The sequence below is a fragment of the Pseudomonas sp. yb_9 genome (genome assembly GCF_043103635.1).
GTDB lineage: Bacteria > Pseudomonadota > Gammaproteobacteria > Pseudomonadales > Pseudomonadaceae > Aquipseudomonas > Aquipseudomonas monteilii.
On sequence record NZ_JBICKA010000039.1, the window covers coordinates 1 to 9449 of the forward strand.

General features: G+C 61.7%; 11 protein-coding genes. 6 read left to right on the forward strand and 5 right to left on the reverse strand.

Annotated features, from left to right (window positions below; all coding sequences use genetic code 11):
- A partial coding sequence (locus tag ACF8MI_RS09155; RefSeq protein ID WP_232905595.1) for a hypothetical protein occupies nucleotides 1–209 on the reverse strand: 209 nt, incomplete at its 3' end.
- A 191-nt stretch (nucleotides 210–400) separates the two neighbouring features.
- Here ACF8MI_RS09155 and rhtA point away from each other — a divergent pair.
- Nucleotides 401–1288, forward strand: a complete 888-nt coding sequence (gene rhtA, locus ACF8MI_RS09160; protein WP_200929241.1) for a threonine/homoserine exporter RhtA — start codon at nucleotides 401–403, stop codon at nucleotides 1286–1288.
- A 193-nt stretch (nucleotides 1289–1481) separates the two neighbouring features.
- On the forward strand, nucleotides 1482–1763 hold the full coding sequence (locus ACF8MI_RS09165) for a hypothetical protein (RefSeq protein WP_016714998.1): 282 nt from the start codon (nucleotides 1482–1484) through the stop codon (nucleotides 1761–1763).
- Nucleotides 1764–1802: 39 nt separating this feature from the next.
- Here ACF8MI_RS09165 and ACF8MI_RS09170 read toward each other — a convergent pair whose 3' ends face one another.
- Nucleotides 1803–3611 carry an aminopeptidase P family protein gene (locus ACF8MI_RS09170; RefSeq protein ID WP_200929240.1) on the reverse strand — a complete coding sequence of 603 codons (1809 nt, stop codon included), beginning with the start codon at nucleotides 3609–3611 and terminating at the stop codon, nucleotides 1803–1805.
- A 220-nt stretch (nucleotides 3612–3831) separates the two neighbouring features.
- On the opposite strand from ACF8MI_RS09170, the gene ACF8MI_RS09175 reads away from it, so the two are divergent.
- On the forward strand, nucleotides 3832–4947 hold the full coding sequence (locus ACF8MI_RS09175; RefSeq protein WP_060500567.1) for a DUF3182 family protein: 1116 nt from the start codon (nucleotides 3832–3834) through the stop codon (nucleotides 4945–4947).
- The gene (locus ACF8MI_RS09180; protein ID WP_060500565.1) at nucleotides 4931–5701 is read left to right on the forward strand and encodes a S9 family peptidase; all 771 of its coding nucleotides are present in this window, start codon (nucleotides 4931–4933) and stop codon (nucleotides 5699–5701) included. The genes ACF8MI_RS09175 and ACF8MI_RS09180 overlap by 17 nt, the downstream gene beginning before the upstream one ends.
- On the opposite strand, the gene ACF8MI_RS09185 is transcribed toward ACF8MI_RS09180, so the two are convergent.
- Together ACF8MI_RS09185 and ACF8MI_RS09190 are read right to left on the reverse strand one after the other, a co-directional pair.
- On the reverse strand, nucleotides 5680–6060 hold the full coding sequence (locus tag ACF8MI_RS09185) for an antibiotic biosynthesis monooxygenase (RefSeq protein WP_060500563.1): 381 nt from the start codon (nucleotides 6058–6060) through the stop codon (nucleotides 5680–5682). The two genes, ACF8MI_RS09180 and ACF8MI_RS09185, sit on opposite strands and share 22 nt — an antisense overlap.
- Nucleotides 6061–6114: 54 nt before the next feature.
- Nucleotides 6115–7134, reverse strand: a complete 1020-nt coding sequence (locus tag ACF8MI_RS09190; protein ID WP_104835191.1) for a GlxA family transcriptional regulator — start codon at nucleotides 7132–7134, stop codon at nucleotides 6115–6117.
- An 82-nt stretch (nucleotides 7135–7216) separates the two neighbouring features.
- Here ACF8MI_RS09190 and ACF8MI_RS09195 point away from each other — a divergent pair, with 82 nt between their 5' ends.
- Nucleotides 7217–7765, forward strand: coding sequence for a cysteine hydrolase family protein (locus ACF8MI_RS09195; RefSeq protein ID WP_060500558.1), 549 nt, complete (start codon nucleotides 7217–7219; stop codon nucleotides 7763–7765).
- Nucleotides 7766–7813: 48 nt separating this feature from the next.
- On the opposite strand, the gene ACF8MI_RS09200 is transcribed toward ACF8MI_RS09195, so the two are convergent.
- The gene (locus ACF8MI_RS09200) at nucleotides 7814–8377 is read right to left on the reverse strand and encodes a helix-turn-helix domain-containing protein (protein WP_060500556.1); all 564 of its coding nucleotides are present in this window, start codon (nucleotides 8375–8377) and stop codon (nucleotides 7814–7816) included.
- A gap of 83 nt (nucleotides 8378–8460) precedes the next feature.
- Here ACF8MI_RS09200 and ACF8MI_RS09205 point away from each other — a divergent pair, with 83 nt between their 5' ends.
- Nucleotides 8461–9408, forward strand: a complete 948-nt coding sequence (locus ACF8MI_RS09205; protein WP_060500548.1) for a DMT family transporter — start codon at nucleotides 8461–8463, stop codon at nucleotides 9406–9408.
- Nucleotides 9409–9449: the final 41 nt, after the last annotated feature.

The window sequence follows — 9449 nt, forward strand, 5'->3', positions numbered from 1 at the left end:
CCACTTGTGATGCTGATAATCTTTTTGACTATCAGTCCGTACTCACAAGCACCCACACGAATTGCTTGATTCGATTTGTTAAAGAGCGTTTGGTTAAGAGCTTTTCGTCTCAACCGAGGCGCGCATTCTACGCTTTCCTCAGAGCCTGTCAAGCGTTTATTTTGAAGTTTTTTGCGAGAAACTCGTTTAGCTTCAAACACTTGACTCAACAGGGTCGCTAGCTTTGCTTCGCTACCGCGTTGGAGTGGTGCGCATTATAGGGCCGCCTTCAAGGAGGTCAACCCTTAATTTCAATGTTTTGAAATATTTATGCCGAAGGCGCTTCAGGGCTACCACGCGCCCCATCAATTGCGCACTATATTGCTCATCACCCACCCCGCCCAAGGATCGCCGCGCAGAAATGAAAACCCAGCCCCGCAGCCTGGCCGCCACCTTCTTCCCGATTGGGCTGCTGCTTATCGCCATGGCATCGATTCAATCGGGTGCCTCCCTGGCCAAAAGCATGTTCCCCATTATCGGCGCACAAGGCACCACCGCCCTGCGCCTGATATTCGCCAGCATCATCATGCTGCTTATATTGCGCCCGTGGCGGGTACGCATGACCGCCAACACCCTGCGTAACGTGGTCATCTATGGCATGGCCCTGGGTGGCATGAACTTCCTCTTCTATATGGCGCTGCAAACGGTGCCCATCGGCATTGCCGTTGCACTGGAGTTCACCGGGCCGCTCGCCGTGGCGATCTTCTCTTCACGCCGGCCAATCGACTTTCTGTGGATTGCCCTGGCCATCGCCGGCCTGCTGCTGTTGCTGCCAGCAGGGCACAGTGGCCAGGCACTCGACCCGGCCGGTGCTATCTACGCGCTGGGGGCTGGCGTGTGCTGGGCCCTGTACATTCTGTTCGGCCAGCGTGCCGGGGCCGAACACGGCATCCAGAGCGCCGCGCTCGGCGTGGTGGTCGCTGCACTGTTCGTCGCCCCCATCGGCATTGTCCACGCGGGCAGTGCGCTGCTCACGCCCGCTGTCATCCCCATGGCGTTGGGCGTGGCGATACTGTCCACCGCACTGCCCTACAGCCTGGAGATGGTTGCCCTCACGCGCATTCCGGCTCGGACCTTCGGCACCCTCATGAGCATCGAACCGGCATTCGGGGCGTTGTCCGGCCTGCTCTTCCTGGGCGAAGTGCTGACGGTTACCCAATGGCTGGCGATTCTGGCAATTATTACGGCCTCTGTCGGCACCACGCTCTCCATGCGCAAGGAGCCCGCCCCAGCCGTCGCAGCAGACTGACATGAGAAATATTTTCATTTGAGACAGGATTAAAGATTGTAGCGATCCGTCTCGCTGATTAAGCTGTCACAGAATCATCATCTTTACGCTATCTACTGAACCGAACAGGGACGCTGGGGAAATTTCAGGAAGAACCGAAGCGATAACGACAGGGCCAGACGACAGCTGATCGGCCCTGCATTTAAGGACAGGAATGAAACGTATTTTTCTCATCCTGGCCATCTTGGCTATTGCTGGATGTGCCGCCACGGCCAAGACTGAGGTCAAGAGGGGCAAGAAGGGCCTGCATATCAACTGCTCCGGCCTCTCCTCTTCGTGGGACAACTGCTACAGCAAAGCCGCGAGCTCTTGCAGCACACGCGGCTACCGGGTCATCGCACGCTCGGGCGACAGCGATGAAGAAGCCGGCGATTACTTGTTCGGCATCAACCCGGCGGGTTACACCAGCCGCAGCATGATCGTCATCTGCAAGTAGAAAAAAGGGCAGCTCACAAGCTGCCCTTTTCATTTGCCGTTACAGCGGCGCGGTACGCGTCTCTAGCCAGGCCAAGGCGTCACCCTTGAGCAACGGCGCCAGGCGCTCACGCACCGTGGTGTGATAGCGGTTCAACCACTCCACCTCTTCTTTTGACAGCTGTTCGGCTAGCAGGCAGCGGGTGTCGATCGGGCACAATGTCAACGTCTCGAAGTTCAGGAAGCCGCCAAATGCACTGTTGCCGGCTTCGCGATTGACCACCAGGTTCTCGATGCGTACACCCCATTGCCCCGGGCGATACGTACCTGGCTCGATCGAGCTGATCATGCCCGCCTGCATCGCCGTCTGCGGTGCAGGTGCCGCCTGGTAGGCAATGACCTGTGGCCCTTCATGCACATTCATGAAGTAACCTACCCCATGCCCGGTACCGTGGCCGTAATCCACCTGGTCTGCCCAGATCGGTGCACGAGCAATGGCGTCGAGCAACGGCGACAGCACCCCACGCGGAAAGGTGGCACGCGACAGGGCAATCATGCCCTTGAGTACCCGGGTACAATCCTGCTTCTGCGGGTGGCTGGGGTTGCCCACCGGCACCATGCGTGTGATGTCGGTGGTGCCGCCCAGGTACTGCCCGCCCGAATCGATCAGCAAAAGCCCGTCGCCCTCGATGACCGCGTGCGACTGCTCGGTAGCGCGGTAATGCGGCATGGCACCGTTGCCATTGAAGGCAGCAATGGTCGAGAAACTCAGCGATACGAAACCCGGGCGCCGAGCACGGGCGGCACTCAGTCGCTCGTCAATCGTCAGCTCGGTGATAGTCTCTTTCCCCAGGCTGGCCTCGAACCAGGCGAAGAATTCGCACAAGGCCGCACCGTCCTGCTCCATGACCTGACGGATGTGAACAAGGTCTTCATCACCTTTGCATGACTTGCTCAGGGTGGTGGGGTTGATCCCCTCGATCAGCACAACCTCTGCCGAACGGTTTTCCAGCAGGCCACAGGTGACCCGTGCCGGGTCCACCAGCAACCTGCTACCGGCCGGTACGGCACCTAAAGCCTTGCCAGCCTCGCTGTAGTCGCGCACCTCGATGCCGTCGACTGCCAGCACTTGGCGCAAATGCGCATCCATCTTGTCCTGGCCAACGAACAGGATGGCCTGCTGCTGATTGATCAAGGCAAAGGCCAGGAACACCGGGTTGTAGGAAACATCGCTGCCACGCAGGTTGAACAGCCAGGCGATGTCATCGAGGGTCGCAATGAAATGCCAGTCCGCGCCCTTGGCTTGCATGCCTTGGCGCAACTGCGTGAGTTTTTCCGCCCGGCTCACCGTGGCATGAGGTGGCAAGTGCTGGTACACCGGGTTGCCGGGCAACGCCGGGCGCCCATCCCAGACCTGCTCCAGCAAGTCCTTGTCAGTCACCAACCGCGCACCACGCACTTTCAACCGTTCGACCAACTGGCGTGCCGAAGCCAACGCCATGACCGCACCATCCACCGCGACACTGCCGTTGAGCTCGACGTTTTCACCCAGCCACTCCAGTGCCCCGGGTTTGCCCGGCAAAAGCTTCATCAGCTCAATACCGCTGCCAGCCAACTCATGTTCCGCCTGCTCCCAGTAGCGGCTATCTACCCACAAGCCGGCAAACCCCGGGGTAACTACCATTGTGCCGACCGAGCCGTGGAAACCCGAGAGCCACTGACGCCCCTGCCAGTAACCGGGCAGGTATTCGGAAAGGTGGGGGTCGGCCGAAGGCACCAGCAAGGCATCGATGCCCTCTGCCGCCATGGCCTGGCGCACGCGTGCCAGGCGCTGTGGCACGCTTTGCTCAAGGGTGGTCTGGACGTTCATGCGCTCTCCTGCGGCAACATCACGGTTGATCCAATGTGCCGATAATGGAACAGCCGCCAGAACCCTGCAATCGCGACGACCAAGACACGGCATGCATTGCCCGCCACGCCTTGCACTGATCAGACACTTCATACAAGGCGCTCAGGACCACCGATCAAGTCCCGCTGAACTTCCGCAAAAGGGCGGCTTCACACACAGTACACTCACTGCCCACAGGCAAATGACCATGCCCAGTGCCTGGCATTCGAAAACCGGCGTGGTGCTGCTCGACACCCGCGAGAAAACGCCCGAGCATGAGCACGCCGTGCACCTCAAGCTTGCCGACGGCCTCGCCCGCCTGCTGGGTTGCCCACATGTGCTCAGGCAGCAGGCCAACACCAACGATAACTACTACTTCGTGCCCACCGAGACCCTGATCGACCACAGGCGCTATGCCGCCCTGGGTATTCTTGGCGAACAGGATCTGTTTGGCGGCCTGGTGTCCTACCCCCACATGGCGACCAAGGCAATCTCCCACCCGCTGCCGGCCAAGGCCAGCTTCCCACCGGGCTGGACCGATGCCTTCGCCCAACAGGCTTGTGATGCACTGCTGCGCGGCTACACCGTGTTCAGCAAAGCCGATGCGCGCACTGCCGCACAGTTGCTGCTGCTCGACGGCCCGCTACGGGTCAAGCCGGTACTGGCGAGCGCAGGCCGCGGACAACATGTCATCAGCACAGCGGACGCACTGGAACCCCTACTGGACGATATGGACGAACAGGCGCTGGCCGTGTGGGGGCTGGTACTCGAAGAAGACCTGAACGACGTAAAAACCTTCAGCGTCGGCCAAGTGCGCGTCGCGGGGCTGACATGCAGCTATCACGGTACCCAACAGCTGACCCATGACCACCAGGGCATCGAGGTGTATGGCGGCTCCGACCTTGTGGTGGTACGTGGCGACTATCAAGCGCTGCTGGAACTCCCCCTGGAAGACCACCTGCGCCTGGCGATCAACCAGGCCATGACCTACGAGCAGGCTGCCGAGCAGCACTTCCCTGGCTTCATCGCCTCACGGCGCAACTACGACATCGCTCGCGGCATGAGCCCTCAGGGCCACCTGCGTAGCGGTGTGCTCGAGCAATCCTGGCGCTTGGGCGGTGCCAGCAGTGCCGAGTTGCTGGCCCTGCAGGCATTTGCCGATGACCCGGCATTGCAGCAGGTGCATGCCTCCACTCACGAAGTGTTCGGCACGCCCGACCTGCCCGCTGATGCCACCCTCTTCTACCAAGGAAACGACAGTGAACTCGGACAATTCAGCAAATTTGCACGGATTCGCGAACATGGCCGTTCAGAGTGAAACCGTTGAACTGCAAGTCGACAACGACAGCATTGTCGGCACCCTGGTCAGCCCCGGCAGCAAGATGCCGGGCATCCTCTTCGTGCACGGTTGGGGCGGAAGCCAGCAGCGTGATCTGGCCCGGGCCCGGCACATCACCGGGCTGGGCTGCGTGTGCATGACCTTCGACCTTCGCGGGCACGAAAAGACCGAAAGCCAACGCCTGACAGTCACGCGTGAACAAAACCTGCATGACCTGATGGTGGCCTACGACCGGCTGCTGAGCCATCCAGCCGTGGACAGTAGCGCCATCGCCATCATCGGCAGCAGTTATGGTGGCTACCTAGCAACGCTGCTGACCCGCCAACGGCCAGTCAAATGGCTGGCCCTGCGGGTACCCGCCATGTATTGGGACGACGAATGGAACACCCCTAAGCAAACCCTCGACCGCCAACGCCTGAACGCCTACCGGCAGCAATCGCTTGGCCCGGCGGACAACCGTGCACTGGCAGCGTGCGCCGAGTTCGACGGGGACGTTTTGCTGGTAGAGTCCGAACAGGACGACTATGTACCGCACAGCACACTGATGAGCTACCGCTCGGCATTCATCAGCGCCCATTCACTCACCCATCGCATCGTCGACGGGGCCGACCACGCGCTGTCCAGCGAACAGAGCCAGAAAGCCTACAGCTCAATCCTGGCAGCCTGGATCAGCGAAATGGTCATCGGTGCCCGACTGGACCGCTACCCGCATTACGCGCCTTGGTATGCCTGAAGCTCGCCTACCTGACAATGCAGGCCGCCATCGGCGCCGCGCACCAGACTGCGCAGCGTCTGGTAGGCTGCAAAGTTCACCCCGCGCGCCTGATGCTGCCCCAGCAGCTCAAGGAAGGGCTCCTCAACGAAGTACACGGCCGCCGCCGACCAGGCCTGGCGTGACCGCCATTGCAGGTATTGCAGCACCCGGCTGCCATCGTCACTGGCCTGGACACTGACACCCTGCAGCCCTTCACAGCGCGCAGCAAGCGCTTCGCTGCGCGCCACCAAGGCCTGAGCCAATGCTTGTTGGCACATGCTAGGCACTTCGTACTCGATCATCTGGGTGAACCAAAGGGCATGAGGGATTGCCGACATCGGCGGTCTCCTGGTAACGGACGCATGCAGCGCGATGCCGAGCAGGGTAAAACCTCAAGTAAAGTCAAGGTCAAGTGGTTTATGCGTCCCCTCACCTGATACCGCAAAACGCCGCCGGTAGTCACTCGGCGTCAGGCCGGTAATGCGCTGGAACACCTTGCGAAACGCACCCGGGTCCTGGTAACCGACACCCCAGGCAATCTGTTCGACGTTGCGCCGGGTGAACTCCAGCAAACGGCAGGCTCGCCCTACCCTCACCTGCTGGCAATACTCGGTCGGCCGCAGCCCGGTGGCGGCACGAAAGCGCCGCAGGAAGGTGCGCGCTTCCAGCCCCGCGCACGCAGCCATCGCCGCAAGGTCAGCATCCTGCCCGCCATTGCCCTGCAACCAATGTTGCACCTTTAACACGGCCTCGTCGCCGTGGTCCAGGCGCGGGCTGAAGAGTGCTCCGGGCAAGGGCACTGTCGTCGGCTCGACTGCCAGGTAGCGAGCGGTCTCTCGCGCCACCGTCGCCCCAAGAAATCGCTCCAGCAGACGCAAGCCCAGGTCAGTCCAGGCCATCAACCCTGCCGAGGTCACGATATCGCCGTCGTCCAGCAACGGCTGCCGGGCCTCTACCCGCACCTTGGGGAAGCGCTGGGCCAGGGCATGTACGTAGTTCCAGTGGGTGCAGGCCGGGCGCCCGTCGAGTAGCCCACTGGCGGCAATGAAAAACACCCCGATGCAAACCGAAGCCAGCACCGTACCGCGCCCGTGCAACTGGCACAGCGACGCGCGGTGACGGTCAAGCAGCTCGGCTTGCGGGGCCGACTCAAGGCTTGGTGGAATGATCAATACACCCAGGCCCGGTGCAGCGGTCGCTGAGCTATCCGGGGTTGGCAGCAACTGCCCTGCTTCATCGGCCTGCCAGAAGCTGACCCGAATGTGCGGCAGCTCGACAGCCCCCAGTTCGGCCGCAACCCGGTTGGCCACCAGGAACAGGTCGGCCAGGCCGTATACGGCCGCGCGCTGCACGCCGGGGTACAGCAGCAGACCGATGTCCAGGCTGGCGGGGATGTCAGTTTTTGCCCGCATAGTGTCGTTCGCGCCAATCCTCAGGTTCGTGCACACAGCCTATAACTAACGCCTACCAACGACTACTGCCACAGGAGGCAGCATGAGCAAGCAGGCGCTGATCATCATCGACATCCAGAACGACTATTTCCCGGGCGGCAAATGGACCCTCGATGGCGCCGACGAGGCGGCCGACAACGCTGCCCGGTTGCTGGCAGCCGCGCGCCAGCGCGGCGACCTGGTGGTGCATGTACGCCATGAGTTCGACAGTGCAGATGCACCCTTCTTTGCACCGGGCTCGCAGGGCGCGGCCATTCACGCCAAGGTCGAACCGGCAGCAGGCGAGCCGGTGGTGCTCAAGCACAAGGTCAACGCCTTCCTCGGTACCGACCTTGAGCACACGCTGGACCGGCATGGCGTCGAGGCCCTGACCATCGTCGGCAGCATGAGCCATATGTGCATCGATGCCGCCACCCGTGCTGCGGCCGACCTGGGTTACGAGGTGACCGTGGCGCACGATGCCTGTGCGACCCTGCCGCTGGCGTTCGACGGCAGACAGGTACCGGCGGCGCAGGTTCATGATTCGGCGATGGCGGCGCTGGCATTTGCCTATGCAAAGGTCGTGAAGACCGATGAGTTGCTTGAAGGCTGATCGGCTCGAAAGCTTTGGGGCTATGCATCAGCCCCAAAGCTTGCAGGCTCAAATCACCACATTACGCACGAACCGCACCGCCACCGCCCCATCATTGCGGTATGCATACCGGCAGTTGCTGGGAAACACATGGAACTGCCCAACCAGCAAACGACGCTCGACCCCTTCGATGATCAACGTCAGCTGCCCTTGCGCCACATAAATCTGCTCGCTCCAGCCTTCGGCATCGGCCTCGCTGGAATAGCACTCGCCAGGCGCCAAGGTCCACTCCCACAGCTCCACCTCACGCCGCGCCGGGCTGGTGCCAAGCAACACTGCGCGACTCTGCGGATGCTCACCCGCCCAGGCCAGCTCTTCGATACGCCCGGGATCACGCCGATCAGGCGCCTGGATCAAGGTACTGAATGCCACCCCAAAGGCTTCGGCGATCAAGTCCAGCGTGGTCAGGCTGACGTTCTTTTCCCCCGCCTCGATCGCCACCAGCATGCGCCGGCTAACCCCGGAGCGCTCGGCCAACGTCGTCTGGCTCATGCCGGCCGCGTTGCGCAGGCTGCGCACATTGAGGCTGACATGTTGAAGCACCGATGCGCGGTGCGCGGAATCTTTGTGCACTATATTGCTCACTGGTCGAGATTGCGCAGTATACTGCCCACTTTGCGGCGATTGTGCGCCGCCCCCTTCGAGTGCGCAAGACCATGAGCCAGGCCAGCAACAAACCGACCCCCACCGTCACTTTTCGACTCAGCAAGGCTGAACTGGTACTGGTGTTCATCACCATGCTGTGGGGCGGCACCTTCCTGCTGGTGCACAACGTGATGACCGTCAGTGGCCCGATGTTCTTCGTCGGCTTGCGCTTTGCTGCAGCTGCACTGTTCGTGGGCGTGGTCTCGGCGCGGGCGTTGCCAGGGCTGACCTTCACCGAGCTCAAGGCCGGCATGCTGATCGGCGTATCGATCATGCTCGGCTATGGCTTGCAAACCATGGGCCTGCAAACCATCAGCAGCAGCCAATCGGCGTTCATCACTGCACTGTACGTGCCGTTCGTGCCACTGCTGCAGTGGCTGGTACTGGGCCGACGGCCAGGCCTGATGCCCAGCATCGGCATTTGCCTGGCGTTCATCGGCCTGATGCTGCTGGCCGGGCCGGAAGGCGGCAGCCTGCATTTCAGCGAGGGCGAGGTGGTCACCTTGGTCAGCGCAGTGGCCATCGCCGGCGAAATCATCCTGATCAGCCGCTACGCCGGCCAGGTCGACGTGCGCCGGGTTACCGTGGTGCAACTGGCGACCGCGTCGTTGCTGGCATTTCTGATGATCGTGCCCACCCAGGAGCGTATCCCCGACTTCTCCTGGCTGCTGCTGGGCAGCGCCGTAGGCCTGGGCGCCATGAGCGCAGTCATCCAGGTGGCGATGAACTGGGCACAAAAGTCGGTTTCCCCCACCCGGGCCACGCTCATCTACGCCGGTGAGCCAGTGTGGGCCGGAATCGTCGGGCGCCTGGCGGGCGAACGCCTGCCGGGCGTGGCACTGCTCGGTGGCCTGCTGATCGTGATCGCGGTGGTGGTGAGCGAGCTCAAAGTACGTCGAGCACGCGCCACCGAGGCACGCGATGTACAGAATGAAGGCGAACGCCAGGCGGAGCTGTGAAGTCGCTAACAGCAGCTATGCTTTGTAAACAAATGTTATAA

Coding starts and splice junctions, on each gene's coding strand:
- rhtA (WP_200929241.1), top strand. CDS start 401: ATGAAAACCCAGCCCCGCAGCCTGGCCGCCACCTTCTTCCCGATTGGG.
- ACF8MI_RS09165 (WP_016714998.1), top strand. CDS start 1,482: ATGAAACGTATTTTTCTCATCCTGGCCATCTTGGCTATTGCTGGATGT.
- ACF8MI_RS09170 (WP_200929240.1), bottom strand. CDS start 3,611: ATGAACGTCCAGACCACCCTTGAGCAAAGCGTGCCACAGCGCCTGGCA.
- ACF8MI_RS09175 (WP_060500567.1), top strand. CDS start 3,832: ATGACCATGCCCAGTGCCTGGCATTCGAAAACCGGCGTGGTGCTGCTC.
- ACF8MI_RS09180 (WP_060500565.1), top strand. CDS start 4,931: ATGGCCGTTCAGAGTGAAACCGTTGAACTGCAAGTCGACAACGACAGC.
- ACF8MI_RS09185 (WP_060500563.1), bottom strand. CDS start 6,060: ATGTCGGCAATCCCTCATGCCCTTTGGTTCACCCAGATGATCGAGTAC.
- ACF8MI_RS09190 (WP_104835191.1), bottom strand. CDS start 7,134: ATGCGGGCAAAAACTGACATCCCCGCCAGCCTGGACATCGGTCTGCTG.
- ACF8MI_RS09195 (WP_060500558.1), top strand. CDS start 7,217: ATGAGCAAGCAGGCGCTGATCATCATCGACATCCAGAACGACTATTTC.
- ACF8MI_RS09205 (WP_060500548.1), top strand. CDS start 8,461: ATGAGCCAGGCCAGCAACAAACCGACCCCCACCGTCACTTTTCGACTC.